General features: G+C 36.6%; 25 protein-coding genes, 1 pseudogene and 2 riboswitches. Of the genes and pseudogenes, 24 read left to right on the forward strand and 2 right to left on the reverse strand.

What is annotated here, in order from left to right; all coding sequences use genetic code 11:
• The first annotated feature begins 128 nt into the window (after positions 1 to 128).
• The 17 genes from MHI47_RS06340 (at position 129) to MHI47_RS06420 (ending at position 19,888) form a co-directional block, all read left to right on the forward strand.
• Complete coding sequence (locus tag MHI47_RS06340; RefSeq protein WP_093535033.1) at positions 129 to 935, forward strand: DUF3388 domain-containing protein; 807 nt, start codon at positions 129 to 131, stop codon at positions 933 to 935.
• A gap of 16 nt (positions 936 to 951) precedes the next feature.
• Positions 952 to 1,818: a helix-turn-helix domain-containing protein gene (locus MHI47_RS06345; protein ID WP_340830075.1), complete on the forward strand. Its 867-nt coding sequence runs from the start codon at positions 952 to 954 to the stop codon at positions 1,816 to 1,818.
• 55 nt (positions 1,819 to 1,873) lie between these two features.
• On the forward strand, positions 1,874 to 2,452 hold the full coding sequence (gene pgsA, locus MHI47_RS06350; protein ID WP_093535721.1) for a CDP-diacylglycerol--glycerol-3-phosphate 3-phosphatidyltransferase: 579 nt from the start codon (positions 1,874 to 1,876) through the stop codon (positions 2,450 to 2,452).
• A gap of 14 nt (positions 2,453 to 2,466) precedes the next feature.
• Positions 2,467 to 3,723, forward strand: coding sequence for a competence/damage-inducible protein A (locus MHI47_RS06355; RefSeq protein WP_340830076.1), 1,257 nt, complete (start codon positions 2,467 to 2,469; stop codon positions 3,721 to 3,723).
• A gap of 176 nt (positions 3,724 to 3,899) precedes the next feature.
• The gene (recA, locus tag MHI47_RS06360; RefSeq protein WP_340761964.1) at positions 3,900 to 4,970 is read left to right on the forward strand and encodes a recombinase RecA; all 1,071 of its coding nucleotides are present in this window, start codon (positions 3,900 to 3,902) and stop codon (positions 4,968 to 4,970) included.
• A 447-nt stretch (positions 4,971 to 5,417) separates the two neighbouring features.
• Positions 5,418 to 6,974: a ribonuclease Y gene (gene rny / locus MHI47_RS06365; RefSeq protein ID WP_093535027.1), complete on the forward strand. Its 1,557-nt coding sequence runs from the start codon at positions 5,418 to 5,420 to the stop codon at positions 6,972 to 6,974.
• A 90-nt stretch (positions 6,975 to 7,064) separates the two neighbouring features.
• The gene (locus MHI47_RS06370; RefSeq protein ID WP_340830077.1) at positions 7,065 to 7,862 is read left to right on the forward strand and encodes a TIGR00282 family metallophosphoesterase; all 798 of its coding nucleotides are present in this window, start codon (positions 7,065 to 7,067) and stop codon (positions 7,860 to 7,862) included.
• 85 nt (positions 7,863 to 7,947) lie between these two features.
• Positions 7,948 to 8,214: a stage V sporulation protein S gene (locus MHI47_RS06375; protein WP_093535025.1), complete on the forward strand. Its 267-nt coding sequence runs from the start codon at positions 7,948 to 7,950 to the stop codon at positions 8,212 to 8,214.
• A gap of 266 nt (positions 8,215 to 8,480) precedes the next feature.
• Positions 8,481 to 10,235: a 2-oxoacid:acceptor oxidoreductase subunit alpha gene (locus MHI47_RS06380; protein WP_093535023.1), complete on the forward strand. Its 1,755-nt coding sequence runs from the start codon at positions 8,481 to 8,483 to the stop codon at positions 10,233 to 10,235.
• A complete protein-coding gene (locus MHI47_RS06385; RefSeq protein ID WP_093535021.1) occupies positions 10,222 to 11,088 on the forward strand; it encodes a 2-oxoacid:ferredoxin oxidoreductase subunit beta in 867 nt (288 codons plus the stop codon). Before MHI47_RS06380 ends, MHI47_RS06385 begins: the two co-directional genes overlap by 14 nt.
• 337 nt (positions 11,089 to 11,425) lie before the next feature.
• Positions 11,426 to 12,973: a tRNA (N6-isopentenyl adenosine(37)-C2)-methylthiotransferase MiaB gene (miaB, locus tag MHI47_RS06390; protein WP_340830080.1), complete on the forward strand. Its 1,548-nt coding sequence runs from the start codon at positions 11,426 to 11,428 to the stop codon at positions 12,971 to 12,973.
• Positions 12,973 to 13,410: a RicAFT regulatory complex protein RicA family protein gene (locus MHI47_RS06395; RefSeq protein ID WP_093535017.1), complete on the forward strand. Its 438-nt coding sequence runs from the start codon at positions 12,973 to 12,975 to the stop codon at positions 13,408 to 13,410. Before miaB ends, MHI47_RS06395 begins: the two co-directional genes overlap by 1 nt.
• Positions 13,411 to 13,575: 165 nt before the next feature.
• The gene (locus tag MHI47_RS06400; protein ID WP_093535015.1) at positions 13,576 to 14,562 is read left to right on the forward strand and encodes a TAXI family TRAP transporter solute-binding subunit; all 987 of its coding nucleotides are present in this window, start codon (positions 13,576 to 13,578) and stop codon (positions 14,560 to 14,562) included.
• Between the two features lie 77 nt (positions 14,563 to 14,639).
• A complete protein-coding gene (locus MHI47_RS06405; protein WP_340830081.1) occupies positions 14,640 to 15,152 on the forward strand; it encodes a DUF1850 domain-containing protein in 513 nt (170 codons plus the stop codon).
• Positions 15,142 to 17,154, forward strand: coding sequence for a TRAP transporter permease (locus MHI47_RS06410; RefSeq protein WP_093535013.1), 2,013 nt, complete (start codon positions 15,142 to 15,144; stop codon positions 17,152 to 17,154). The genes MHI47_RS06405 and MHI47_RS06410 overlap by 11 nt, the downstream gene beginning before the upstream one ends.
• A 211-nt stretch (positions 17,155 to 17,365) precedes the next feature.
• A complete protein-coding gene (locus MHI47_RS06415; RefSeq protein ID WP_340830083.1) occupies positions 17,366 to 18,835 on the forward strand; it encodes a protein adenylyltransferase SelO in 1,470 nt (489 codons plus the stop codon).
• Between the two features lie 168 nt (positions 18,836 to 19,003).
• Positions 19,004 to 19,888: a YitT family protein gene (locus MHI47_RS06420; protein WP_407691697.1), complete on the forward strand. Its 885-nt coding sequence runs from the start codon at positions 19,004 to 19,006 to the stop codon at positions 19,886 to 19,888.
• A gap of 60 nt (positions 19,889 to 19,948) precedes the next feature.
• On the opposite strand, the gene MHI47_RS06425 is transcribed toward MHI47_RS06420, so the two are convergent.
• Complete coding sequence (locus tag MHI47_RS06425; protein ID WP_093535007.1) at positions 19,949 to 20,173, reverse strand: hypothetical protein; 225 nt, start codon at positions 20,171 to 20,173, stop codon at positions 19,949 to 19,951.
• A 155-nt stretch (positions 20,174 to 20,328) separates the two neighbouring features.
• Between MHI47_RS06425 and MHI47_RS06430 the strand changes: the two genes are divergently transcribed.
• From MHI47_RS06430 to ribH, 5 genes and pseudogenes are all read left to right on the forward strand, one after another.
• A complete protein-coding gene (locus MHI47_RS06430) occupies positions 20,329 to 21,084 on the forward strand; it encodes an SDR family NAD(P)-dependent oxidoreductase (protein WP_093535005.1) in 756 nt (251 codons plus the stop codon).
• A 14-nt stretch (positions 21,085 to 21,098) separates the two neighbouring features.
• On the forward strand, positions 21,099 to 21,542 hold the full coding sequence (locus MHI47_RS06435) for a MarR family winged helix-turn-helix transcriptional regulator (RefSeq protein ID WP_093535003.1): 444 nt from the start codon (positions 21,099 to 21,101) through the stop codon (positions 21,540 to 21,542).
• 151 nt (positions 21,543 to 21,693) lie between these two features.
• Positions 21,694 to 21,825: riboswitch (FMN riboswitch) on the forward strand.
• Between the two features lie 170 nt (positions 21,826 to 21,995).
• A riboswitch (FMN riboswitch) is annotated at positions 21,996 to 22,127 on the forward strand.
• 140 nt (positions 22,128 to 22,267) lie between these two features.
• Positions 22,268 to 22,903 carry a riboflavin synthase gene (gene ribE / locus MHI47_RS06440; protein ID WP_340830088.1) on the forward strand — a complete coding sequence of 212 codons (636 nt, stop codon included), beginning with the start codon at positions 22,268 to 22,270 and terminating at the stop codon, positions 22,901 to 22,903.
• 12 nt (positions 22,904 to 22,915) lie between these two features.
• Positions 22,916 to 23,503: pseudogene (gene ribB, locus MHI47_RS06445) on the forward strand (3,4-dihydroxy-2-butanone-4-phosphate synthase); the annotation flags it as partial.
• A 36-nt stretch (positions 23,504 to 23,539) separates the two neighbouring features.
• Positions 23,540 to 24,007 carry a 6,7-dimethyl-8-ribityllumazine synthase gene (gene ribH / locus MHI47_RS06450; RefSeq protein WP_340830090.1) on the forward strand — a complete coding sequence of 156 codons (468 nt, stop codon included), beginning with the start codon at positions 23,540 to 23,542 and terminating at the stop codon, positions 24,005 to 24,007.
• A gap of 59 nt (positions 24,008 to 24,066) precedes the next feature.
• Here ribH and MHI47_RS06455 read toward each other — a convergent pair whose 3' ends face one another.
• On the reverse strand, positions 24,067 to 24,396 hold the full coding sequence (locus MHI47_RS06455) for a DUF3889 domain-containing protein (protein ID WP_340830092.1): 330 nt from the start codon (positions 24,394 to 24,396) through the stop codon (positions 24,067 to 24,069).
• 156 nt (positions 24,397 to 24,552) lie between these two features.
• Between MHI47_RS06455 and MHI47_RS06460 the strand changes: the two genes are divergently transcribed.
• Positions 24,553 to 25,338, forward strand: coding sequence for an SDR family NAD(P)-dependent oxidoreductase (locus MHI47_RS06460; RefSeq protein ID WP_340830093.1), 786 nt, complete (start codon positions 24,553 to 24,555; stop codon positions 25,336 to 25,338).
• 104 nt (positions 25,339 to 25,442) lie between these two features.
• The gene (hpaB, locus tag MHI47_RS06465; protein WP_340830095.1) at positions 25,443 to 26,891 is read left to right on the forward strand and encodes a 4-hydroxyphenylacetate 3-monooxygenase, oxygenase component; all 1,449 of its coding nucleotides are present in this window, start codon (positions 25,443 to 25,445) and stop codon (positions 26,889 to 26,891) included.
• Positions 26,892 to 26,966 lie beyond the last annotated feature (75 nt).

Raw genomic sequence — 26,966 nt, forward strand, 5'->3', positions numbered from 1 at the left:
CACAAGGGTAAAAGAAAGGAGAGTATTACAGTCTCTTTTCTTTTTTTCTTTTATTCGACTACAAAATCATATATGATAGAACTAATCATGAAGTGAAACGTCATCTACAGAGAAGGGAAAGATATAACATGGCTAGTGAATGGTTTTTTGAATATGAAATTCAAGTTAATCGTCCGGGACTTTTAGGTGACATTTCTTCTTTACTTGGTATGCTTCGAGTTAATATTGTAACGATCAATGGTGTAGATGAAGGCAGACGGGGTATGCTTATAAAAGCAGAGAAAAAAGAAAATATTGAACGTTTTGAACATATTATTTCTACTATGGAAACGATTCAGTTGACTAAATTCAGGGAACCCAAACTCAGAGATCGACTTGCGGTTCGTCATGGCCGGTATATTCAGCGTGACGCAGACGATAAAAAAACCTTTAGATTTGTGCGTAATGAACTAGGGCTCTTAGTAGATTTCATGGCTGAAATCTTTAAGCAAGAAGGGCATAAACTAATTGGGATTAGAGGTATGCCGAGAGTAGGGAAAACGGAATCGGTCGTCGCAGCAAGTGTATGTGCAAATAAAAAGTGGATATTCTTGTCTTCTACAATGATTAAGCAAACGATTAGAAACCAATTGGCAGGGGATGAGTTTAGCGATCGTAATATTTTTATATTAGATGGAATTGTAACGAGAAAATCAAACGATGAAAAGCATCTCCAATTAGTCAGGGAAATGATGCGGATGCCAACAATCAAAGTTGTTGAACATCCGGATATGTTCATCCAACATTCGGAGTATTCTATTGATGATTTTGATTATATTATCGAGCTTCGTCACACTCCTGACGAACAAATCACATATGAAATGATGGAAAAAAACCACGGAATGTCTGACAAAGGAATGACTGGCTTTGGCGGATTTGGTGGATTCAATTTTTAACGGGCAGGTGTTTTAGTTGACTGAACTTGGGGCTCGCTTAAAAGAAGCGAGAACAGCAAAAGGTTATAGTATTGAGGATTTGCAAGAAATAACAAAAATTCAAAAACGGTACTTGGCAGGTATTGAAGAAGGAAATTATGCAAGTATGCCAGGTGCATTTTATGTTCGTGCATTTATTAAACAATATGCAGAGGCAGTTGGATTAAATGGAGACGAATTATTAGAAACGTATAAATCGGAGATTCCTTCGCCATCCAACGAGGATGTAACGAAGAGTATTCCTACAACTCCTTCTAGAAGAGCATTAGGAGGCCGATCATCTAGTAAGATCATGGAGATTTTCCCAATGATTATGGTAGTAGTCTTTGTTATCGCAATTATCATAATGTCGTGGTTTTTATTCCAAAACAGGGCGGATGAGCCGGAAGATACTGTAACAAGTGATGAGCTAACACAAGAGAACAAGCCAACATTTGAGGACAATGAAAATATACAACCTGCTGATAAGGAAGAGCCTAAGGAAGAAGAAACAGTTGAAGAGGTAGAAGAAGAAGAAGAAGAACCAAAACCTACACAACAGCTAAGTTTCGTCGATTTACAAGGGGTAACTTCAAATTATAATTTAACCGGTGCGGAAACCTATTTAGTAAAATTGGTTGCAGTAAATACTACATGGTTGAATATTAGGGATGAAAACGACAAAATTATTGCGGATCAATCTGTAAAGGCTGGAGAAACGTACGAATTTGATGCAAGTGCATTATCGAAAATACGTATACGTCTTGGACACGCTCCAGGAAATATTGTTACAATAAATGATGAAGTTGTAGAGTTTAAAAGTGCAGAAATTACTCAAAATGCAGTAATACAGTTCAACAAATAGTCATCTTTATGATGGCTATTTTATTTGATATTGAAAGGAGTTATTTTTTATGAAAATGAATATACCAAATCAAATCTCTTTGTTCCGTATATTTTTAATCCCAATTTTTATGTTTTTTATGCTTATAGACTTCAATTGGGGAGATATTACACTACTGGGAGCAACAATTCCAGTTGGACATTTAGTAGGTGCAATTATCTTTATAATTGCTTCTATTACTGATTTTATAGATGGTTACTATGCGAGAAAGTATAACTTAGTTACCAATATGGGGAAATTTCTTGACCCTCTCGCAGACAAATTATTAGTTTCTGCAGCTCTAATCATTTTAGTTGAGTTTGGAATGGCACCGTCATGGGTAGTTATATTAATTATTAGCCGTGAGTTTGCAGTAACTGGCCTTCGATTAATATTAGCGAATGAAGGCGAGGTAGTCGCAGCCAATCAACTAGGCAAAATAAAAATGTGGACTCAAATAGTTGCGATTTCTTCCCTATTATTGGGTAATATATTCTTTGAAATGTTCCATATTCCTTTTGATATGATCATGCTTTACGTGTGTTTATTCTTTACTGTATGGTCTGGATGGGATTACTTTTATTTGAATCGCAAAGTGTTACTAGATTCTAAGTAGGAAGGAAGTACTTTATGAAAGCAGAAATTATTGCAGTAGGTTCTGAATTATTACTAGGTCAGATTTCTAATACAAATGCCCGCTTTATATCTACTCAGCTAGCAGAGATTGGGTTGGACGTATACTATCATACGGTAGTAGGAGACAATGCGGATAGGTTGGTAGAATCCATCCAAATAGCAGAAAAACGTGCGGATTTAATCATATTCACAGGTGGGTTAGGTCCTACAAAAGATGATTTAACAAAAGAAACTATTGCCAAGCATTTGGGAATGAACTTAGTGCTAGATAATCATGCAATCATGTATATTGAGGATTTCTTTAAGCGTATGGGTCGCAATATGACAGAAAACAACAAAAAACAAGCACTTGTTTTAGAAGGAAGCACCGTATTAGAAAACAAACATGGTATGGCACCTGGTATGTTACTAACTACCGATAGTCATTCATATATGCTTCTTCCTGGTCCACCAAAAGAGATGGAGCCTATGTTCCAATTTGAAGCGAAGCCACTATTACCGAAGCTTCTTTTAGATGAAAATGTTATTATGTCCCATGTTATTCGGTTCTATGGAATAGGGGAAGCCGAGCTAGAAACAGAAGTCCAAGATCTCCTAGATAACCAAACAAATCCCACACTTGCACCCCTTGCTTCTGATGGAGAGGTTACTCTTCGATTAACAGCAAAGAGTAATTCGGAGGATGAGGCTTGGAAAAAGATTGAAGCATTACAAGCTGAAATTTTAAACAGAGTTGGTAAATTTGTTTATGGATATAATAATGACTCTTTACCTTCGAAACTTAGAGAAATACTTATCGAAAATGACTTGACTATTTCAGCAGCTGAAAGCATGACAGCAGGACTTTTCCAATCAGAACTTGCTGCAGTGCCGGGAATGGGAGAAGCATTGGTTGGTGGGATGATCACTTATACAGAAGACGTGAAGATAAACCAACTAGGTGTAGATGCTGCTATTATTGAGAAATATAGCGTTGTTTCAAGTGAATGTGCAGAGCAAATGGCACTTAAAGTAAAAGAAAAATTTCAAACCGATATAGGTGTAGGTATTACTGGAGCTGCTGGTCCTGATGGTCATGGAGGGCAACCTGCTGGCACGATTTGGATTGGAATTGCATTAGGGGATTCGAAGCCAGTGACCTATAAGCTCAATCTTTCAGGTTTACGAAACACGAACAGAATTAGAACAGTGAAATTTACAATCTATTATCTAATAAGACTACTGCGTGAGCAAACATTATCGAAAATTTAATTTAGATCAATAAAACGGCCCAAAATTCAATTTTGAGTCGTTTTTCATACTCAAAATTAAATAGATGCAAAAAATAAACGAATGAACGTTCGCTTTTTTCTTGTAAATTTCTCAAAGACCGAGTATAGTAAGAATAGAAATAAAAAACATCATCATTTCTTTTAGGAGGAAATTAATTGGCTAATAATGATCGCAAAGCAGCATTAGATATGGCGTTAAAACAAATAGAGAAACAATTCGGTAAAGGTTCTGTTATGAGATTAGGAGAAAAGACAAATCTTGAAATTTCTACTTCTTCAAGTGGTTCTTTAGCATTGGATGCTGCATTAGGAATAGGTGGATATCCAAGAGGACGTATTATTGAAATATACGGCCCAGAGAGTTCAGGTAAAACTACAGTAGCACTGCACGCAATTGCAGAAATACAAAAAACTGGTGGGCAAGCTGCATTCATCGATGCTGAGCATGCATTAGATCCAGTTTACGCACAAAAACTAGGTGTAAATATTGATGAATTACTTTTATCTCAACCGGATACAGGGGAGCAGGCACTTGAAATTGCAGAAGCACTAGTACGTAGTGGTGCAATTGAAATACTAGTAATTGACTCTGTAGCAGCTTTAGTACCTAAAGCTGAAATTGAAGGAGAGATGGGAGATTCTCATATGGGTCTTCAAGCTCGACTAATGTCTCAAGCATTACGTAAACTTTCTGGTGTTATTAGTAAATCGAACACAATCGCTATTTTCATCAACCAAGTTCGTGAAAAAATTGGAGTAATGTTCGGAAATCCGGAAACTACAACAGGTGGTCGTGCGCTTAAATTCTATAGTTCTGTGCGTTTAGAAGTAAGACGGGCAGAAGCAATCAAGCATGGTACAGATATTATGGGTAATAAAACAAAAATTAAAGTAGTGAAGAACAAAGTTGCTCCACCATTTAGAACTGCGGAAGTAGATATTATGTATGGTGAAGGAATTTCTCAAGAAGGAGAAGTAGTTGATATTGGTTCTGAATATGACATTATTCAAAAAAGTGGTTCTTGGTATGCGTACAATGAGGAGCGTATAGGACAAGGTAGAGAAAATGCAAAACAATATTTAAAAGAGAATCCTGCTATTAAAGCAGAAATTACAGGTAAAATCCGTGAATCTCTTGGAATGGCAGCAGGGTCTTTAACGATTGGTGCACATGACATTGAAGAGGACGAAGACGAAGAATTTGAATTATTATTAGAGGATAAGTAATAACAAGAAAGAAAGTCTCTCATTCATTTGAGAGACTTTTTTTGAAAACATATAAATTGTATGTTGTAGACTAGTTCCTTCTGGATAAATAATAATCCTGTTATAATTTCCGTTTCAAATGACTTGTCATTCATCTCGGGCTTTAAAATTAGTAACATTATCAAATAGAAAATGGCTTATTTAAGCACCTCTAAAAGGATAGAAACAAGTTTTGATCTTATAAAAGCTTGTGTTTAAATTCATTTGAATGGAATTTTGCACAAACATCTATCTATTTTGTCCTACTTTATATATATTATACCTCCCTTCCTTGACAGAGTATTTCTACATCTATACAATTAAAATTGTATAATTTCTTTATTATTAAATGATTATAGGCATTACGTATATGGTTTTGTATATACGTGCCGACTGAAACTAAAAAGTATAGCATTAGGGGGTGTTCGAATGACAGAAATTATCATCTCCGCTTTGCTTGGTCTGATTGTCGGTGCCGTTGTTGGTTATATTTATCTAAAAAACGTGAACGATTCAAAAGTGACTGGTGCAAAACAATCTTCAGCTAATCTCATAGATGAAGCAAAGCGAGAAGCGGAAGCGTTGAAGAAAGAAGCACTTTTAGAAGCCAAAGATGAAGCTCACCAATTACGAAATGAAGCAGAATCTGACATCCGTGAACGCCGTATGGAACTGCAAAAACAGGAAAATCGGTTAGTACAAAGAGAAGAGAACCTTGATCGTAAAGATGATGCTCTAAACAAGAGAGAAGTAAGTCTTGAGCGTAAAGATGATGCTCTAACTGAAAGACAACAGCATATCGAACAAAAAGAACGCAAAGTGGATGAACTAGTTAAAGAGCAACAAACAGAACTAGAAAGAATTTCTACTTTAACCCGTGAAGAAGCGAAGTCAATAATTCTTCAGGAAGTAGAGAATGAGCTTACTACGGATATTGCTGTGATGACAAAGGAATCGGAGACTAGAGCTAAAGAAGAATCCGATAAAAAATCTCGAGAGATTCTTTCCCTTGCGTTACAACGTTTTGCTGCAGACCATGTTGCTGAAACAACGGTTTCTGTAGTGAATCTGCCGAATGATGAGATGAAAGGTCGCATTATAGGACGTGAAGGTCGAAACATTCGAACACTTGAAACGTTAACTGGTATCGATTTAATTATTGACGATACACCAGAAGCAGTAATTCTTTCAGGCTTTGATCCAATTCGAAGAGAAACAGCTCGTTTAGCACTTGAAAAACTGGTACAGGATGGACGAATTCATCCGGCGCGAATCGAAGAAATGGTAGAAAAGTCTAGAAGAGAAGTAGATGAACAAATTCGTGAAATTGGAGAACAAACTACTTTCGATATGGGGATTCATAATTTACATCCAGATCTTATGAAAATTCTAGGTAGACTTCGTTATCGTACAAGTTATGGCCAAAATGTATTAAAACACTCCACAGAAGTTGCCTACTTGTCAGGGTTGTTGGCAGCAGAGCTTGGTGAAGATGTAACACTTGCAAGACGTGCAGGGTTGCTACATGACATTGGGAAAGCAATTGACCATGAAGTGGAAGGTAGCCACGTAGAAATCGGTGTCGAGCTAGCAACAAAATACAAAGAACATCCAGTAGTTATTAATAGTATTGCTTCCCATCATGGGGATACAGAAGCTACTTCCGTTATTGCTGTATTAGTGGCAGCTGCCGATGCATTATCTGCAGCACGACCTGGTGCAAGAAGTGAAACATTAGAAAACTACATTCGTCGCTTGGAGAAATTAGAGGAAATTTCTGAATCCTATGAAGGTGTAGAAAAATCATTCGCTATTCAAGCTGGTCGAGAAATTCGTATTATGGTTCGTCCAGATCAAATTGATGACTTAACTGCTCATCGTTTGGCAAGAGATATCCGTAAACGAATTGAAGAAGAGTTAGATTATCCTGGTCATATAAAAGTGACTGTTATTAGAGAAACTAGAGCAGTAGAATATGCAAAATAACATCTAGTATAGATGTGAATGCTTTATGGTAGTATTAACAAAAAGGCTTCGAAATGAAGCCTTTTTTTCGTGAAAGGAATTGATGTAGTAATGAGAATATTATTTATAGGTGATATCGTTGGTTCAATGGGACGAGACACGTTAGAGGATTATCTACCAAGACTGAGAAGAAAATACGATGTAGATGTAGTCATTGCAAATGGAGAAAACGCAGCGGCAGGACGCGGGATTACAAAAAGTATTTTCCAGTCATTGCTCCATATGGGAGTAGATGTGGTGACAATGGGTAACCATACTTGGGATCAAAAAGAAATCATGGATTTTATCGATGACACAGACTACTTAATACGACCTGCCAATTTTTCAGAAGACGCACCTGGTAAAGGAATGACATCCATTTCTAAAAATGGTCATACCATATCAGTGATTAATATGCATGGTAGAACGTTTCTACCACCACATGATGATCCTTTTAAAATGGCAACAGAGATGGTGTCAGAAGCCCAAAAGCTATCACCGATTGTCTTTGTAGACTTCCATGCCGAAGCGACAAGTGAAAAAATTGCATTTGGTTGGCATTTAGATGGAAAAGCTTCTGTTGTTGTAGGAACACATACACATGTTCAAACTGCAGATTCTCGTATTTTACCTGGAGGTACCGCATATATTACAGACGTGGGAATGACAGGTCCTTATGATGGAGTTTTGGGTATGAAAAAAGAGGATGTACTTTACCGCTTTCAAACAAATATGCCAACGCGATTCGAGGTACCGAAGGAAGGTCGTTCTGTGCTCAGTGGTTTCTTCGTAGAAGTGGACAATACTACTGGAAAAGCGATACACCAGGAAAGAATTTATATAAATGAGGATTACCCATTTAAAGGTTAAAAAGTCTAAAAGATTACTCCTGCGCATACGTTAGGTTATGGACCAGAAGCAAGTTCATAATATAGCGACAAAAGGAGAAATGATAGTGGATTCTTTAAAAGTATCTTCCCGTTCAAACCCAAATTCAGTTGCTGGGGCATTAGTTGCAGTAATAAGAGAACAAGGGTATGCAGAGATGCAAGCAGTAGGAGCAGGAGCATTAAACCAGGCTATCAAAGCGATAGCAATTGCCAGAGGATTTGTAGCTCCAAGTGGAACAGACTTAACTTGTTCTCCTGCCTTCACCGATATTGTCATTTCAGGTGAAGATCGAACAGCTTTAAAGTTACTTGTTGAAAAAAGATCAAAATAGACGAGAGGTCGCTGCTCATAGAGTAGCGACCTCTCTTTTGTAAGAGGTCTGGTGAGCACTGATAATAGCGAAATGATTTCAGTTGGATTAGCTTCAGCCTCCTCGCCGCATTTCACTCCAAACTATTCGAATAAAATGTGACGATAAGCTTCCGTCAAAGGTCTGAATTTCTATAAAAATATAGAGAATACATAGTGATAACTTAAACTTCATGATAAACTTATGAAGGAAATTAGTATTTAATCGAATAGTAAGGAGATGTTTATATGTTGCAACAGCTTTCTTGGAAAGTAGGAGGGCAGCAAGGAGAGGGAATTGAGAGTACAGGAGAAATATTCTCAATGGCGATGAATCGCCTTGGATACTATCTATACGGATACCGTCATTTCTCTTCACGTATTAAAGGTGGCCATACAAACAATAAAATCTGTGTACGCCCAACACAAGTTCGTACAATACCAGATGATTTAGATATTTTAGTAGCATTTGATCAAGAAACAATTGATGTAAATTACAAAGAGTTAACGGAAAAAAGCATTGTTTTAGCAGATGCAAAATTCTCACCAGTGGCACCTGAAGACTGTAAGGCCCCAATGTATATCGTCCCTTTCACAGAGATAGCTGCAGAACTTGGGACATCTCTTATGAAAAACATGGTAGCAATTGGCGCCAGTGCAGCATTACTTAACTTAGACAAAGCAGTATTCCAAGGTGTGGTAGATGAAATATTCGGTAAAAAAGGACAAGAAGTAGTAGAAAAAAACATGCAAGCTATTCAACAAGGTTTTGATACAATGGCGGAGCAGCTCGGAGATCGTCTAGGAGAATGGGAAATTGCTCCTGCGGATGGAAAACACCGTATGTTCATGATTGGAAACGATGCAATTGCATTTGGGGCATTAGCTGCAGGTGTTCGTTTTATGGCAGCATATCCAATCACACCTGCCTCAGAAATTATGGAATATATGATTAAAAAACTACCACTCTTTGGTGGTGCAGTTATTCAAACAGAAGATGAAATTGCTGCCGCTACAATGGCGATTGGTTCAAACTATGGAGGTGTTCGTGCATTTACTGCATCAGCGGGTCCAGGACTGTCGCTCATGATGGAAGCAATCGGACTTTCTGGTATGACTGAACAACCACTTGTCATCGTGGATACACAGCGTGGTGGACCTTCAACAGGTTTACCAACTAAACAGGAACAATCCGACTTAATGCAAATGATTTATGGAACACATGGCGAAATTCCAAAAGTGGTTATTGCACCAAGTACTGGAGAAGAAGCTTTCTACGATACTATTCAAGCATTCAATATTGCAGAAGAATTGCAACTTCCCGTAATAATCTTATCTGATTTACAACTATCACTTGGTAAACAAACAGTGGAGCCATTTGATTATTCGAAGGTTGAAATTCGTCGTGGAAAATTAGTGGAGAATGAAGAAATACCGGTAACGGAAGATAAATCGTACTTCAAACGCTATGAACTGACTGAAGATGGGGTATCACCACGTGTCTTACCAGGCACACAGCATGCGATTCATCATGTAACTGGTGTAGAGCATGATGAAACAGGTAAACCATCGGAGGCAGCTACAAATCGTAAGGCTCAAATGGACAAACGTTTAGGAAAGCTTAATCATATTAACTTCAAAGAGCCTGTATATGTAAACGCACCATATGAAGAGGCTGATATACTATTTGTTGGTTTCAACTCTACTAGAGGTGTGTTGGAAGAATTACAACAAACACTTATTGAAAGTGATGTTAAAGTAAATCATGCGCATATTCGCTTAATCCACCCATTCCCAGTGACGGAAATGCAATCACTAGTTGCGAAAGCAAAAAAAGTGGTAGTAGTGGAAAACAATGCAACTGGACAATTAGCAAATATCATCAAAATGAATGTCGGTGGTCATGATAAATTGGTGAGTGTCACAAAATATGATGGCACACCATTTTTACCATTACAGCTTGCAAAACAAGTAAAGGAGTTGCTAACAGATGGTAACATTTAAAGATTTTCGTAATAACGTAAAACCTAACTGGTGTCCAGGATGTGGTGACTTCTCAGTGCAGGCAGCGATTCAACGTGCTGCTGCAAATGTTGGCATTCAACCACATGATTTAGCTGTAATTTCTGGTATCGGTTGTTCTGGACGTATTTCTGGATATATTCACTCATACGGTTTTCATGGCATTCATGGGCGTGCACTACCAATAGCTCAGGGCCTAAAAATGGCAAACAAAGATTTACACGTTATCGCTTCTGGTGGAGATGGAGATGGCTTTGCAATAGGTATGGGTCATACCATTCACTCGATACGTCGTAATGTAGATATAACTTATGTTGTTATGGATAACCAAATCTACGGATTAACAAAAGGGCAAACGTCTCCACGTTCAGCAGAGGGCTTTAAAACGAAGTCAACTCCTGGTGGAGCAATTGAACCATCCGTGCAGCCATTAGAACTAGCTCTTACATCCGGAGCAACATTTGTAGCGCAAGGATTTTCTTCTGATATTAAAGAGCTAACTGCTATTATTGAGGCGGGCATTAATCACAAAGGCTTCTCGTTTATAAATGTATTTAGCCCATGTGTAACATACAATAAAGTAAATACGTATGACTGGTTTAAAGAGCATTTAACTAAGCTTTCTGCTGTAGAAGGATATGACTCTACAAACAGAGATGAAGCTATGAAATTAGTAATGGAAACAAAAGGTCTTGTAACAGGTATCATATATCAAGACGAAAATGCACCATCATACCAAGAACAAGTTCCTGGGTATGCGCCAACACCACTTGTCGATCAAAATTTGAAGATGAGTGAACAGGAATTCAATGCTTTAATTCAAGACTTTATGTAATGGTTTCAGGGCTCATGAATGTCAAAAGTTCATGAGCTTTTTTTCTGCGAACGAAAGCCCATTAAAAATGGATTATGGCCTATAACAAGCCTATAGCCCATAAAAACTAAGCAAGTCCATAAATGATAGAGTATAGCCCATAAATATTCTCATCTAGCCCTCTAGCATGAAGATATAGCCCATAACCTCTCCCAACTAATCCCGATAAACTAAGTATATGCACTTAATTTGTCTAATTAGGCAATTTTAAGCTGAAAGCCTTGTGGCAATACATAACTATTCAGTATAATAGTAGGGATATTCGTACTTTTCACGAATGAAGGAAAGGAGAGTTCTTATGAACGAGGAATCACGTTTACAAAGTACTCAAGTGAAGGAAGCTAGCTCTTTGAATAAAAAATCCGATAAGGATTATAGTAAATATTTTCAAGCAGTCTATACTCCACCATCATTAAAAGATGCGAAAAAACGTGGCAAAGAAGAAATAGAGTACCATAACGACTTTGCTATTGCAGAACAATTTAAAGATATGGGTCAAAACAGAAAATTTTATATACGCACATACGGTTGTCAAATGAATGAACATGATACAGAAGTAATGGCAGGTATTTTCATGCAACTAGGTTATGAACCTACGGATACTGTAGATGATGCCAATGTGGTTTTACTTAATACTTGTGCAATTCGTGAAAACGCTGAAAATAAAGTATTTGGTGAGCTTGGTCACTTTAAGCATTTAAAACAAAAAAATCCTGATGTCCTAATTGGTGTATGCGGATGTATGTCCCAAGAAGAATCAGTTGTAAAAAAAATATTAAAAACTTACAATCAAGTAGATATGATTTTTGGAACACATAATATTCACCGTCTTCCTGAAATATTAAACGAAGCATACCTTTCAAAAGAAATGGTTGTAGAGGTTTGGTCTAAAGAAGGAGACGTTATAGAAAATCTGCCGCGAGTACGTAAAGGTTCTATTAAAGCCTGGGTCAACATTATGTACGGCTGCGATAAATTCTGTACATATTGTATCGTTCCATATACACGTGGAAAAGAGCGTAGTCGTCGTCCGGAAGATATTATTCAAGAAATTAGACATCTTGCTGCGCAAGGATACAAAGAAGTAACATTGCTTGGTCAAAATGTTAATGCTTACGGAAAAGACTTTGAAGATTTGAATTATCGATTTGGTGATTTAATGGATGATCTTCGGAAAATTGACGTAGCACGTATTCGTTTCATGACTAGTCATCCTAGAGACTTCGATGATCATTTGATCGAAGTGCTTGCCAAGGGAGGAAATTTAGTCGACCACATTCATTTACCTGTTCAATCTGGGTCTTCGGATATTCTTAAAATAATGGCTCGTAAGTACACAAGAGAGCACTACTTAGAGCTAGTTAGAAAGATAAAAGCAGCTATACCGAACGTCTCATTGACAACGGATATAATTGTTGGCTTTCCAAATGAAACAGAGGAACAATTTGAAGAAACAATGTCTTTGTATAAAGAAGTAGGATTCGAAATAGCATACACGTACATTTACTCTCCTCGAGAAGGTACACCAGCTGCAAAAATGGTAGATAACGTACCGATGGAAGTGAAAAAACAACGACTTCAGCGATTAAATAAGCTGGTGAATGATATGTCTGCGGAGGCTATGAAAAAGCATGATGGACAAATTGTGGAAGTTTTAGTCGAAGGTGAAAGTAAGAATAATCCTGACGTACTTGCAGGTTATACGAGCAAAAGTAAACTAGTAAATTTTGTAGGACCAAAAGATATCATTGGGACATTAGTTAAGGTTAAAATAGTAGAAGCAAAAACATGGTCACTTACTGGGGAACTAGTAAATGAAATAATCGAGCAAAAGGTGGGAGTATAATGTCTACAACTAAATATACAAGAGAAGATATTATTGAAAAAGCAAAAGAAATAGCAACAATGATTGCAAATACGGAGGAAGTTGAATTCTTCAAACGTGCAGAAGAACAAATTAATGAGAATACTAAGGTACGTGAAAAAATAGCAAGTCTAAAAAGCTTACAAAAACAAGCAGTTAACTTTCAACATTTAGGGAAAGAAAAAGCACTTAGCCTAATAGAAGGAAAAATTGCTGCTATCGAAGAAGAAATCGATGGACTACCAATTGTACAAGAATTTAAACAATCCCAAGGTGATGTAAATAGCCTTCTACAATTAGTAGCTAATTCCATTTCTAACAATGTAACCAATCAAATTATTGAAGCAACTGAAGGTGATTTACTTAGAGGCGAAACTGGTTCAAAAGTAAAAAACACAACATATGATGGTTGCTCATAAGTAGAGCTTAAAATAGAGCATGCATGTAATCCTAACACGATTATATGCATGCTTTTTTCAATGCTTCTAAAACCTGAAAATACTAAATAGGTTGACAATTAAATAAACTTATATGTTAATATTAATAAGTGCAAGGGGATTTTATATAAAAAGGGAGGAAATGGAATGAAAAGAAGGCAATTAAAGTTGTTGAGCATACTAAGTATTTTAGTTTTAATGATACTTGCAGCCTGTGGTTCTACAGATGAGGATTCTTCTGATAGTGATTCAGGTAAAACTAAAGAGGATATTAAATTTTTAAGTATGCTAACTGGTGGAACGCAAGGAACCTACTATCCGTTAGGTGGAACTTTTGCGGATCTAATCACTACGGAAACAGGTGTTAAAACTACTGCGGAGGTATCTCAAGCATCAGCAGCTAATATGACAGCATTACAAGAAGGCGAAGGAAATATCGCTTTCGTTCAAACGGATATTGCTTACTATGGTACTGAAGGAATAATGATGTTTGAAGGTAAGAAAACAGATGCTGTTTCTGCACTAGGTGCGTTATATCCTGAAACAGTTCAATTAGTAACATTAGCGGATTCTGGAATTACTTCTTTTGAAGATCTTAAGGGGAAAAAGGTTTCTGTTGGAGCTCCAGGATCAGGTACTTATGCAAATGCAGAGCAATTGCTTGAGATCCATGGTTTGTCAATGGAGGATATTGAAGCGCAAAGTTTAGATTTCGGTGAGTCAACAGATGGTATTCAGTCTGGACAAATTGATGCTGCATTTATTACGGCTGGTTATCCAACTGGTGCTGTAGAAGCGCTAAATGCTACAAACAAAGTTTCGATTATTTCAGTGAGCGATGAAAAAGCAGATGCATTAATCGAGAAATATCCATATTATGCGAAGGATACAATCCCAGCTGGTACTTATGGTATTAAGGGAGAAACACCTACAGTTTCAGTACTTGCAATGCTAGCAGTAAACAAAGATCTTTCTGAAGACTTAGTATATAAAATAACAAAAGCGATATATGGAAATACAGATAAAATTAGTCATGCAAAAGGTGAATTCATCAAAGCCGAAACAGCTCTAGATGGTATAGGAATTGAAGTTCATCCCGGAGCAAAAAAATACTTCGATGAAGTCAATAAATAATTATAAAGTAAGAAGGGGCTCTGTTGCGAATTGCTTCGAGTCCCTTTTTGTTAAAAAAAGTGAGGATTAATCACTTTATGAAAAAAATAATTTGGCCATTTTTGATTATTTTCTTTTTAACTTTATTTTGTTTTATCCCTATTTTCTCAGCTTTTACTTTTACAGAAACTAGGACCGAGCACCCAAGTATTCATTTTATCCCATTAGAAAAAAAGGATCACTTTCAAATTATATTTACACATACTATTCACCTGACTGATGTGATAGAGAATTATAGAGTATTAGAATCAAATGAAATTAAATTGGCTTCTATGCAATATAGTGATGTGGCGATTGGCATGCCTGGTTATGCAGAGGAAGGCCAGACATTGAGTTATGAAAATGGTGTTTACACGCTTAAATACGATAAAGCGGTATTAAAGGATTTTATTTTACATATTGGAGATGTGGACAATAAATTAGATTTTCATTACAACGAGAAAAGTTTCGATTTAAAAGAAGAGTTAGATCGAGGCAAGTCTTATGAATTTAAAGTAAAAAAAATATCACTCTTTGAAAAAGTGAAAGGAGTCGAATTAAATGAAAGATAAGAACCAACAACCATTACAAGACGATCAGTTTGAAGAGCTATCTTTGGAAGAACAGCAAGAAATATTAGAAAAGTACGATCTAGAGTCGAACACTCGGACATTAGGTGGAGTGCTAAAATATATTATCTATTTTGGATTAATGGCATTCTCTTTATTTCAACTTTATACAGCCATATATGGTCAATTTCCCGCTCAAATACAACGAACAGTCCATTTAGGTTTCGGTCTAGTTTTTATCTTTTTACTTTTTCCAGCACGTAGAAAATTTTCGAAGACAAAAATACCATGGTATGATTTCATACTAACAGCTGGTGCTTTGTTAATTGGAACTTATTGGACGATAAATTATACTCGTTTAGTACAAAGTTTAGGTTCATTGGAGAGTATGGACTTCATTGTTGGATTACTAGCAGTATTGCTTGTATTAGAGGCTTCTAGAAGAGCGGTTGGTTTGCCTATTACTATAATTGCTGCAATCTTTTTAGTGTACGCATACCTAGGACCTTATTTCCCAGCATTTATGGCTCATAGGGGTCAAAGTGTCGATAATATTGTGAATTTAATGTTCTACACAACTGATGGTATTTTAGGAACACCTCTTGCTGTTTCATCTACTTATATTTTTGCCTTTTTGCTTTTCGGAGCATTTTTAGTGAAAACCGGAGTAGGACAATATTTTAATGATTTGTCTGTTGCAGTGGCTGGAAAGTTAGTTGGAGGTCCTGCAAAGGTTGCTATTTTTTCATCTGCTTTACAGGGTACTATTTCGGGAAGTTCGGTAGCAAATGTTGTTACTTCTGGTGCCTACACAATTCCAATGATGAAATCGCTTGGGTATAAGAAGGAGTTTGCTGGTGCAGTTGAAGCATCGTCTTCTACTGGTGGACAGTTGATGCCACCAATTATGGGTGCAGCCGCATTCTTAATGGTTGAATTTATAGGACGTGGAGTAACGTACTGGGATATTGCAAAAGCAGCGGCAATTCCAGCTCTATTATATTTTACAGGAATATGGATTATGACCCATTTTGAAGCGAAGCGTTTAGGTTTAAAAGGATTAACAGATGATCAAATGCCAGATCGGAAGGAAATCTTTAAAAAGATTTATTTAATTTTACCTATTTTCCTAATCATTATTTTAATGATGGTAGGCGTTCCTGTTATTCATTCAGCGTTATATGGGATTTTAGCTTGTATTGCAGTAGGGTTTATCAACAAAGATACTAAACTTGGTATCAAGGAAATTTTAGATGCTTTAGTGGATGGGGCAAGAACAGCTTTAGCGGTTGTTGCAGCTACTGCGTGTGCAGGAATTATCGTCGGAGTAGTAGTAAAAACTGGATTAGGCTTAAGTCTAGCTACAAGTTTGGTTAAATTAGCTGGTGGAAGTATCTTATTAACATTATTCTTTGTTATGATAGCTTCTCTAATTTTAGGGATGGGTGCACCAACTACAGCAAACTATGTAATTACATCTACAATTGCAGCACCAGCGATTATTACTTTGTTAGCGCCTGATGTTGCACAAAGTGCAGTTCCAATTGTTGTTCTATTATCTGCACATTTCTTTGTTTTCTATTTTGGAATAATAGCAGATATTACACCTCCTGTTGCACTCGCCGCCTTTGCCGCTTCAGGGATATCTGGTGGAGATCCTATAAAGACCGGTTTAGAGGCTTCGAAATTAGCAATTGCAGCCTTTATAATTCCATACATGGTGGTCTTTTCTCCAACATTGTTAATGATTGATACCACTTTGTGGGAAATTATCTGGGTCACATTTACTGCAATAATAGGGATGATTTCTATTGGCGCAGGAATGATAGGGTATTGGTATAGAAAGGTTAATTGGTTGGAAAGAATTTTGGCAGTAGGAGCAGGATTACTATTGATCTACCCAGAGAGCATGTCGGATATAATAGGGCTTGTATTATTTGGGGTACTATTTGCAATTCAATTATATACTCGGGAAAAGGAAGACACGAAAATTATAGCAGTATAAACATAAAAAATACGAACCATAATGGTTCGTATTTTTATGTTTTCTTCAAATCGAGAGATACTTGTTTAAATATTAGGGAATGCCTATTATAGGGCATTCTCTTTTAATAGGCAAAAGAGAGCCAAGGGAAGCGTATCTGTAGCGTGTAAGGGTATAATAATGAATAATAAGTAACTAGTATTGCTTTTTTAACTCAAGAAAGGAAGATTCGATGAAGGAAGAGAATTTAAATATAGGATGGAACTTGGAAAATACGTATACCGAACTTCCAGAATTACTGCATACAGCTATAAATGTAAACCCTGTTAGTAATCCTAAACTGGTTATATTAAACGATACGGTGGCAACATCTCTTGGGCTAAATTCGAAAGAGCTAGAAAGTACTCATGGTGTTGAGGTACTTGCTGGTAATAAGGTGATTGAGGGCGGTATACCTTTAGCTCAGGCTTATGCTGGTCATCAATTTGGAAATTTTACCATGTTAGGTGATGGAAGAGCACTGTTGCTTGGTGAACAAATAACTCCGTCGGGGGAGCTAGTAGACGTACAATTGAAAGGCTCTGGTAGAACACCATATTCTCGTGGGGGAGACGGACGAGCGGGCCTCGGGCCGATGTTACGTGAATATATTATTAGTGAATCGATGCATGCTCTAGGAATTCCAACAACCAGAAGCTTATCAGTAGTTACAACCGGAGAGAGTATTATGCGAGAAACTGTTCAACCGGGTGCAGTGATGACACGTATTGCTGCAAGTCATTTACGTGTAGGTACTTTTCAATTCGCTGCAAAATGGGGCACATTCGAAGATCTTAAAGCTTTAGCGGATTATGCAATAGAAAGACATTACCCAATTTTATTGGCTAATGAAAATCGCTATCTTGCATTCCTTAAAGAAGTGATTGAACGCCAAGCGGCATTGATAGCAAAATGGCAACTTGTCGGTTTTATACATGGAGTGATGAACACAGATAATATGACAATAAGCGGAGAGACAATCGATTATGGACCTTGTGCTTTTATGGATATATATAATCCGAAAACAGTATTTAGTTCCATTGATAGACAAGGTCGTTATGCTTATGAAAATCAGCCAAATATAGCCGCATGGAACTTAGCGAGATTGGCAGAAAGTTTATTGCCTCTTATTCACGAAGATCTGGATGAAGCTGTGCAGCAAGCGCAAGAAGCGATGGTGGCCTACCCTGTAACTTATGAAAATTATTGGTTAACAGGAATGGGGAATAAGCTAGGGATTTTTAATATAGAAAAAGAGGATATTTCCCTAATCGAAAACCTTCTTGAACTTATGGAAAAATACGAAGTAGATTATACAAATACATTCCGATTATTGACTCTTGATAAAGTGGAAGAAACTGAATTATTCGGTAAAAATGGATTTGAACAATGGTATGAAAAATGGAAAACTAGACTTGAAAATCAACAGGTGTCAGAAGAATTTATAAAGCAACTAATGCAGAAAAGTAATCCAGTAGTTATTCCGAGAAATCATCGAGTAGAAGAAGCGCTTGATGCAGCAGTGAATAATGAGGACTATAGTGTATTAAACAATTTGCTAAGTGTAATTTCACATCCTTATGATTACAAGGCAGACTATATGGATTATACTACTCTTCCTCCTGATACTTCAGGACCGTACAAAACGTTTTGCGGTACCTAATGCTAGGGAAAGAAAAGTCTGTGAACCTTAAAAGTTTACGGGCTTTTCTCACTTACAGGAGAGGATAAATATCAAAAACTGAAAAGTATTACGTTATGCAGATTTAATCTTGTAACTCAGTCTTTTTTTCTTTAAAATTAATAGTAATCATATTTGTTTAATCTTTTTATGAATAAGGGAGTTTTAGAAATTATGCAGAAAAATAAAGTAGCGGATAAAGTCCGTAGAATAATTTTAATCGTAATAGGAGCAGCTATAGCTGGTTATGCACTGGAAGCAGTGTTAATACCAAACTCAGTTATTGACGGCGGCGTAACAGGTGTTAGTATCATGGGAACATATTTGTTTAATATACCACTTGGACTTTTACTCTTTATATTAAATATACCGTTTGTATATATTGGTTATAAACAAGTGGGGAAAACCTTTGCAATAATGAGTATTATTGGTATAGCATCCCTATCTATTTCAACAGTTTTAATGCATCAAATTGAGCCGATTCTGAGTGCAAAAGATCCACTATTAGTAGTAATATCTGGAGGGGTAATGCTAGGTATTGGTATTGGTGTGGTATTACGTAACGGTGGTGCACTTGATGGTGCAGAAGTTTTAGCGGTTCTAGTATCTCGAAAAGTACCATTTTCAGTAGGAGATATAATCTTATTTATTAATGCGTTTATTTTTCTAGGTGCTGGTTTTATATATGGTTTAGAAGGAGCACTCTATTCAGCTACTACTTATTACATAGCTAAAATAGTTATTGATGTTATTCAAGTTGGACTTGAAAGTTCCAAATCAGTTCGAATAGTTAGTAAAGAATCCGAGGAAATTGGGTCTGCCATACAGGATCGTTTAGGTCGTGGTGTAACGTACTCCAGTGGTCGCGGAGGTTTCTCCAATGAAACTATGGATATTGTTACATGTGTAATCACTCGCATGGAAGAAAACAAGTTAATAACAATTATTAAAGAATTGGATCCTGGTGCTTTTATTGTGATCACAGATGTGGCAGAAGTAAGAGGCGGTACGTTCAAAAAACGAGATATTCACTAAAATATAAATACCCGTTAGATGAGTATATACGCTCATTTAACGGGTATTATTGTTTTAAAGTTATTTTCGTTTCTTCTTCCCGAGATCTTTTACAGAAGTTTTGCTTTTATCTACCACTTTTTCAAATTCTACCTGAACCTGAATACCATTTTCTTCTGTTTCCTGTACATTAATTACTTTACCTTTTCTACCTTTGATTTTAAGATCATCATCGATGGAAGGGATATCTCTTAATACTTGAGTTAAAATAACCATATTTTTCTCCATAAAATGAACTGCAAACATTTCCATTTCCCCTTACTTTATAATTTAGAATCTATGTATTTTATGATTATTTAAAAGTTATAGAACTTTAAAATAGATAAACCATATTAGTTTATTGTTAAATTGTTTAGTGTTAAACTAAATTGGAAATCATTAGAGAAAAAGGAGTGTTAAAGATGAGTAAACTTCAAGATAAAGTTGTAATCATTACTGGTGGTGCTGGTGGAATTGGATTTGGGATGGCAAAAGCAATGGCTAAAGAAGGAGCAATCGTTGCAATTGTAGATGTGAATGAGGAGACAGGTAAAGCAAGTGAGAAATTGTTACAAGAAATTTCCCCAAGATCAATGTTTTTAAAAGCAGATCTTATGGATCGCGAAAACTTACCAAACATCATTAAAACAATAGTTGATAACTATGGTAAGTTGGATGTACTTGTAAATAATGCACATGCATCAAAACAATTAACGATTGAGAATATTACACAAGCGGATCTTGATCTATCATTTGGGACTGGATTCTATCCAACATTCTTTTTAATGCAGGCTGCACTGCCTTACTTAAAAGAAACAAAAGGAAATATTATTAACTTTGCTTCAGGGGCAGGATTGGCTGGTCATGAAACTCAAGGAGCATATGCTGCTGCTAAAGAAGCAATTCGTGGGATATCACGTGTAGCTGCAAACGAATGGGGTCGTTTTGGTATTAATGTGAATATTATCAGTCCAGTTGCTAACTCAGAGGGAGTACAAGCATGGGCAAAAGCTCAACCTGAATATTATGAAGCAGTACTAAGTAAAATACCGATGGGTCGTTTCGGTGAAGTAGAAGAGGATATTGGACGTGTAGCAGTATTTTTAGCTAGTGAGGATTCAAGATATATTACAGGTCAAACGATGATGGTTGATGGTGGATCCATCATGTTGCGTTAATAGAAGGATTTAGTATGGAGAAAACAAATTTATTTAAATTGATTCACGCAACTGAAATAATCTCAAACGAAAATATAGTTAAATTCTCTTCTAAATTTGAATTTCCAGTAGGAATATCTGCAATTTTGGTACTAGCTCAATTACGTGCAAATGGTCCGGTAATGCAAAGTGATTTAGCAGAGACCTTAGGGTATACAAAAGGAGCAATCACAAATATTTCTAGCAAGCTCGTGAAGTTCGAATTAGCGGAACGACTGTATAGTGAAGAAGATCGCCGGACGATCCATCTTCAGATTACAGAAAAAGGGCGATCTGCTTTAATGGAAGCACAAAAGATTGGCGAAGAAATATTTGTGGAGTTATTTGAAGAGTTGACTGTGGAAGAGTTAGATCAGTATTTATATATACAGCAAAAAATATTAAACAGTATGAAAAATAAAAGATTGTCATCATTATGAACTAATTATTTTTTTAGAGAAAAGTTGCTAAGACCCTCAACACAAGAGGTTCTTAGCTTTTTATGTTTTTCAAAATCCTTTTGTATCATGTAAAAGTACTCAACTCCTTGCAATTAAGATATGAAATTGTTATGCTAATAACAATTTTATAACATTCCTTCGGGGTCGGGTGAAATTCCCAATCGACAGTAAGAGAGAAATCTCAAAGCCTGTGAGCCGTAAAACGCATGATTTGGTGAGAATCCAAAGCCGACAGTTAAAGTCTGGATGGGAGAAGGAGAAAGTCGCCTATTTGGAGGTTTTTTAGTTATGCTAAAAAAGGAACAAAAGGCTTATTAAAGTATGACTTCTCTCGCATCCATAAATTTGGGTGCGTTTTTTAATGTCTAGCTATAGCGTTTGTCGGGACATGATACCGCGAGCATAGGCACTTCTACTTTTTAAAATTGAATAACTATCCTTCGGGGTCGGGTGAAATTCCCAATCGACAGTAAGAGAGAAATCTCAAAGCCTGTGAGCCGTAAAACGCATGATTTGGTGGAAATCCAAAGCCGACAGTTATAGTCTGGATGGGAGAAGGAGTAGTTCAATGCTTTTTGAGAGAAAAACACAAAAGGCTTATTTGAATCTACCTAATTTCCCTCCGACACTTAAGTGTACGGAGGTTTTTGTTTGAAGTAGGCTTTAGATTCCATCTAAAAGTACTTACTAATAAGGAGGATACGATGTTTACAGGAATTGTTGAAGAGCTTGGCACCATTAAGAACGTACAAACATCTGCTAGCAGTATGCAACTTATTATCCGAGCAAAACGAATTTTAGAGGACATCAAATTAGGTGATAGTATTGCAGTGAATGGTGTCTGTTTAACAGTAATCGCATTTTCAAGATTTGAATTTACAGTGGACGTTATGCCAGAGACGTTTTATGCAACTACAACAAAATTATTAAATAGCAGTTCAGTTGTCAATTTAGAAAGAGCATTAGAGGCAAACGGTCGATTCGGTGGACATTTCGTTACAGGACATGTGGATGGTGTGGGTACCATATTGAAAAAGCGCCATGCAGCAAATGCAGTGTATATCGATATTATAGTATCAGAAGAAGCAAGTCACTTTTGTATTCCAAAGGGGTCTATAACGATTGATGGAACAAGTTTAACTATTTTTGATATAAATAAGTCGACAGTAACAGTTTCATTAATTCCCCACACAAATAAGGAAACAGTTCTAGGCATGAAAAAAGCGGGTGAACTCGTTAATATCGAAGGTGACATGCTAGGGAAGTACGTGCATCAATTTAGTACAAAGAAAAATGAATCGACTATCACCCAGGACTTTTTACAGCAGAACGGTTTTTAAGGAGAAATTAGCATGCTAAATACGATAGAAGAAGCAATTACAGATTTAACACAAGGAAAGCTTATTATTTTAGTAGATGATGAAAACCGCGAAAATGAAGGGGATTTCCTTTGCTTAGCAGAATTTGCAACACCAGAAAACATCAATTTCATGGCGAAGTATGGTCGAGGATTGATTTGTATGCCTATTCATGAAGAAATCGCAGAGGTATTGCAATTACATCCGATGGTTTCTAATAATACAGATTCTCATCAAACTGCATTTACTGTGTCGATTGATCATGAAAACACTTCAACGGGCATAAGTGCATTTGATCGATCAGAGACGATGTTACAAGTCATTAAGCCACAAGCAAAGGCACAACAGTTTAAACGACCAGGACATGTCTTTCCGCTAATCGCAAAGCCAGGTGGTGTACTGGAAAGACGAGGTCATACGGAAGCTGCAGTTGACCTTGCCATGCTTTGTGCATCAGCTAAATCAGGTGTAATTTGCGAAATAATGAACGATGATGGTTCAATGGCACGCTTACCAGATTTACTGGAACTTGCCAAACAATATCAATTAAAGATTGTCACAATCGAAGAACTATCAAGGTACTTAATAAATATTAAAGCTAGCTAAGGAGAGAATAAGATGGTAAAAACAATCGAAGCAAATTTAATCGGAACAGATTTGAAAGTAGGTATTGTTGTCGGACGTTTTAATGATTTCATCAATGCAAAACTAGTTGACGGTGCAATAGATGGGTTAAAACGTCATGGTGTCGTTGAAGAAAGTATTGAAGTTGCTTGGGTTCCTGGTGTATTTGAAGTACCATTTATTGCAAAAAAAATGGCGGATTCCCAAAAATACGATGCAATCATTGGTCTTGGTACAGTAATCAGAGGTTCAACGACACACTATGATTATGTTTGCAACGAAGCAGCAAAAGGAATTGCACAAGTAGGTTTACAAACTGGAGTACCAGTTATTTTTGGTATCGTTACTACAGAATCTATAGAACAAGCTATTGAACGGGCAGGTACAAAGGTCGGAAACAAAGGATACGATGCAGCCGTCTCTGCAATTGAGATGGCCAATCTGTTAAAGGTTATGGCGTGATAAAATTGGTTTACTTAAATTTAGAAATGACTTAGAAACAATAGAAAAAGTATAAACAATTAATCCGAAACTTCATGGATTTGAACATGGATCAATTCATTAGTATCAGTAATATATTCAATTTTAACAGAGACTCCAAATTCTTTGTCACTCTCTTTTAACCTTAGACGGAACTTTTCAATGGTCGAATTTTCTTTCGGTTCACTTCCTTCATAAAGATAGTCAATTATACTTGCATGGGGAAATTTGGATTGAGTTTCTTTTACAGCAACTTGTCCCCATTTAGCATAGGCAGGGGTTTCCTGATGAGTAGGAGCGGTTGTAGGTATATATGTTGTTAATGTCTGCATAGAAGCTATAATGGTAAGTTCGATAACTAGTTTTTGCATAATTCATCACTTCTCCTTTCCTTTAGAATGTGTCATTCAAAAGAAATCATTCTATCGTTATTTTGATTCCTAATGAGGAGAGCAATAATTCTGACAAAATATAAAATTGTAATATAATGAAAGAAGAACATGATTTGAATTAGAGGGGGCAACATAATGGAATTAGGATTAGCTGGAAAAGTAGCAATCGTTACGGGCTCAAGTAAAGGGATAGGTTTACAAACAGCTTTACAATTAGTGCAAGAAGGAGCTAAGGTAACTCTTTGTGCTCGAGGAGAAGAACAATTAAAAGAGGCTGCGGCATTTATTAAAAGTGAAACAGGGGCACAAGTACTTATTGTTCCTGCGGATATTACCAAAGAAGAAGCATGCAAAGAAATTATTCAAAAAACAGTAGATCATTATGGACGTATTGATATTTTAGTTAATAATGCTGGTACTTCTTCTGCAAACCCTTTTGAATCAGTAGAAACAGATTTGTGGCAAACAGATTTAGATTTAAAATTATTTGGAGCTATAAATACGTCAAAAGCTGTAATACCCTATATGAGAAAAGCGGGCGGAGGAGCAATTGTAAACGTAACAGCAGTATTAGGAAAAACACCTCCTGCTAGTTCGCTGCCAACAACTGTTAGTCGAGCAGCTGGAATGGCATTGACTAAAGCGATGAGCAAAGATTTGGGAAAAGATAATATTCGAGTTAATACAGTATGTATTGGTCTTATTAGAAGTCATCAAATCGAATTGAAGTGGAAAAAAGAAGCTCCAGAACTTACTTGGGAAGAATATTCTAAAAATGTAGTTGGTCCAACGATTCCACTTCAGAGAATTGGTGAAACTTTAGAAGCAGCAAATGTCATTACTTTTTTAGTGTCAGATGCCGCGTCTTATGTAACGGGAACATCTGTTAATATTGATGGTGGATCTGGTGGGACGCTTTAAATAAAAAAAGAACCCGAATGTAAACTCCTTTAGGATCCGTCACACCTCAGCTTCTGTAGAATAATATAGTGCTATGAACAACCTAATACAGTAGGGGTGAGCGTATGCCGGCTATAACGGGGAGACAGTATATTGAACGGATTGATGAGCTAAAAACGGATATTTGGATTGAGGGGAAACGTGTAACAGGTAACATTTCGGAGCATCCTGCGTTTAAAGGAATTATTAAGAGTCAGGCTGCATTATATGAACTTCAGCATCATCAAGACTTAAAGGATATTTTAACGTATCTATCTCCAACAACTAAAAATAGGGTTGGTATTTCATATTTACAGCCAAAGACGAAGGAAGATTTAGTAACAAGACGCACAATGATTCAGCAATGGGCTAGGAGTAACAACGGGTTAATGGGGAGAAGTCCAGATTATATGAACACAGTTTTAATGGCTCTAGCTTCATCTGTGCACCTTTTGCAGGATCAAAAAAACTGTTTCCCGGAAAACCTACAATCATTTTATGAATACGCAAGAGAAAAAGATATTTCTATGACTCATACATTTATAGAGCCACAAGTAAATCGGACTCAATTGTATATAGAACGTTCGAAAGAGCCAATTGCTGCAAAAATTGTAGATAAAAACGAGCATGGAATTATTATAAAAGGGGCTCGACTTCTTGCGACACAAGGTGGAATAACGGATGAGCTTTTAGTTATCTCTGCAAATGGGAAGGAAGAAGATGGAAATGGTTTCGCATTTTCAATACCTAGTAATACAACAGGGTTAAGGTTCATATGTAGAGAATCATTTGTTGGAGGTGATTCGTCTTTTAACTATCCATTAAGTTCAAGGTTTGAAGAAATGGATAGTATTGTTGTATTTGATAACGTATTAGTGCCTTGGGAACGTGTATTTTTTTATGATAATGTTCCTATCACCAATATTTTTATGAGATCGAATTCTTTCTTGCCTTTTACACTTCATCAAGTAGTATCTAGGCAAATTGTGAAAACTGAATTCATATTAGGAATAGTCCATTCTATTATTGAAACTATTAATATTGGGGAATACCAACATGTGCAAGAAAAAGTCTCTGAAATAATTATTGCTTTGGAAACAATGAAAGCACTAGTGATTAAATCAGAAGTAGAAGCCAAAATAGACAAAGGTGGATGGATGCAGCCAGATCGGTCTACATTACAAATTGCCATGAATGTATATCCTCGCGTATATCCGCGTTTTACCGAAATTATTCAACTATTAGGTGCCAGCGGATTAATGTCTATTCCAACAGGAAGTACTTTTCAATCACCTGTAGGAAATGAATTAAATCATTACTTACAATCTCATGAAAATACGGGTGAGGATCGTGTACAACTTTTCCGCTTAGCGTGGGATTTAACAATGAGTTCTTTTGGTACTCGGCAAACGTTATACGAACGTTTCTTCTTCGGTGATCCTGTTAGACTAGCTAGTCAGCTATACTTCTCCTATGACGCAGATGAATATATGCAACGAGTGAAAGATTTTCTCGATTTATCTAAGGAACATTAAGAGAAATGTAGTATTTAAATACGGTGACATAACAACCTATAATTGTATAGAGCCAACCCCATCCTTTTTCTTAGA

It is taken from the genome of Psychrobacillus sp. FSL H8-0487 (assembly GCF_038008385.1).
GTDB lineage: Bacteria > Bacillota > Bacilli > Bacillales_A > Planococcaceae > Psychrobacillus > Psychrobacillus psychrotolerans.

Coding starts and splice junctions, on each gene's coding strand:
- MHI47_RS06370 (WP_340830077.1), top strand. CDS start 7,065: ATGAGAATATTATTTATAGGTGATATCGTTGGTTCAATGGGACGAGAC.
- MHI47_RS06415 (WP_340830083.1), top strand. CDS start 17,366: ATGAAGGAAGAGAATTTAAATATAGGATGGAACTTGGAAAATACGTAT.
- MHI47_RS06430 (WP_093535005.1), top strand. CDS start 20,329: ATGAGTAAACTTCAAGATAAAGTTGTAATCATTACTGGTGGTGCTGGT.
- MHI47_RS06425 (WP_093535007.1), bottom strand. CDS start 20,173: ATGTTTGCAGTTCATTTTATGGAGAAAAATATGGTTATTTTAACTCAA.
- MHI47_RS06355 (WP_340830076.1), top strand. CDS start 2,467: ATGAAAGCAGAAATTATTGCAGTAGGTTCTGAATTATTACTAGGTCAG.
- MHI47_RS06460 (WP_340830093.1), top strand. CDS start 24,553: ATGGAATTAGGATTAGCTGGAAAAGTAGCAATCGTTACGGGCTCAAGT.
- MHI47_RS06455 (WP_340830092.1), bottom strand. CDS start 24,396: ATGCAAAAACTAGTTATCGAACTTACCATTATAGCTTCTATGCAGACA.
- miaB (WP_340830080.1), top strand. CDS start 11,426: ATGAACGAGGAATCACGTTTACAAAGTACTCAAGTGAAGGAAGCTAGC.
- MHI47_RS06435 (WP_093535003.1), top strand. CDS start 21,099: ATGGAGAAAACAAATTTATTTAAATTGATTCACGCAACTGAAATAATC.
- MHI47_RS06400 (WP_093535015.1), top strand. CDS start 13,576: ATGAAAAGAAGGCAATTAAAGTTGTTGAGCATACTAAGTATTTTAGTT.
- hpaB (WP_340830095.1), top strand. CDS start 25,443: ATGCCGGCTATAACGGGGAGACAGTATATTGAACGGATTGATGAGCTA.
- MHI47_RS06395 (WP_093535017.1), top strand. CDS start 12,973: ATGTCTACAACTAAATATACAAGAGAAGATATTATTGAAAAAGCAAAA.
- MHI47_RS06340 (WP_093535033.1), top strand. CDS start 129: ATGGCTAGTGAATGGTTTTTTGAATATGAAATTCAAGTTAATCGTCCG.
- MHI47_RS06410 (WP_093535013.1), top strand. CDS start 15,142: ATGAAAGATAAGAACCAACAACCATTACAAGACGATCAGTTTGAAGAG.
- MHI47_RS06385 (WP_093535021.1), top strand. CDS start 10,222: ATGGTAACATTTAAAGATTTTCGTAATAACGTAAAACCTAACTGGTGT.
- pgsA (WP_093535721.1), top strand. CDS start 1,874: ATGAATATACCAAATCAAATCTCTTTGTTCCGTATATTTTTAATCCCA.
- ribH (WP_340830090.1), top strand. CDS start 23,540: ATGGTAAAAACAATCGAAGCAAATTTAATCGGAACAGATTTGAAAGTA.
- ribE (WP_340830088.1), top strand. CDS start 22,268: ATGTTTACAGGAATTGTTGAAGAGCTTGGCACCATTAAGAACGTACAA.
- MHI47_RS06380 (WP_093535023.1), top strand. CDS start 8,481: ATGTTGCAACAGCTTTCTTGGAAAGTAGGAGGGCAGCAAGGAGAGGGA.
- MHI47_RS06420 (WP_407691697.1), top strand. CDS start 19,004: ATGAATAAGGGAGTTTTAGAAATTATGCAGAAAAATAAAGTAGCGGAT.
- rny (WP_093535027.1), top strand. CDS start 5,418: ATGACAGAAATTATCATCTCCGCTTTGCTTGGTCTGATTGTCGGTGCC.
- MHI47_RS06405 (WP_340830081.1), top strand. CDS start 14,640: ATGAAAAAAATAATTTGGCCATTTTTGATTATTTTCTTTTTAACTTTA.